Genomic DNA, 660 nt, shown 5'->3' on the forward strand with positions numbered 1-660 from the left:
TTGGGGGGAGCTTTCTCGCACCGCTGCTGTTCGGTACTCTCGCTGGTCGGTGGATCTTTGACGCGCCGACACTCTCGCTGCCGGCATTGTTAACTGGTGTTGGCCTCGTAACCGTCTCGGTCGCCACCGGGGCCGCCTTTCTGACAGCTAAAACTAGGCCACAGCTAGCGTCCAACCTGCGCACGTACGGAATTATTGCGACGCTTGCGTACTTGATCGGAGTTGTCGCTCTGCTGACGACTGTTGTCGTAACTGATGCCGGGGGTACTGCTGAGACGGTTCTTTCGCTTCCTGTAGGTGCGATTGTCGTCTTGTCGGTTATTGCGGGAGGGGGGGGAAGTGTTCTTGCCCTAAGTGGCAAGCACCGTGCTTGGCTGGTGAGCGCATTCGGGCTTCCTGTGCTATTGAGCCTGCTGGTCGCGCTCCTGCTGTATCCGACTATCTATCCGCCAACCGGCTTGACGGTTCGAGAAGCGGTTGTCTCACCGTTAGCGCTGAATCTCGTGACGATTCTCGGATTTCCGGCGCTCCTCCTCGTACTGTGGTACTTCAAATTCCTCTATGGCGTGTTTAGCGGTCCGATCAAGGGTGAGGGATACAAAAATTGAACGTGTAGATCACCGCTTGGCGTCGGAGATCTTTTCAGCATCTGTTCGGACG

General features: G+C 56.5%; 1 protein-coding gene. It reads left to right on the forward strand.

Annotated features, from left to right (window positions below; all coding sequences use genetic code 11):
- Positions 1–608, forward strand: a 608-nt coding sequence (locus tag EXE48_RS18160; protein ID WP_199236417.1) for a cytochrome d ubiquinol oxidase subunit II, incomplete at its 5' end; no start/stop codon positions are given.
- Positions 609–660 lie beyond the last annotated feature (52 nt).

This window comes from Halorubrum sp. ASP1 (assembly GCF_005435135.1).
Classification (GTDB): domain Archaea; phylum Halobacteriota; class Halobacteria; order Halobacteriales; family Haloferacaceae; genus Halorubrum; species Halorubrum tropicale.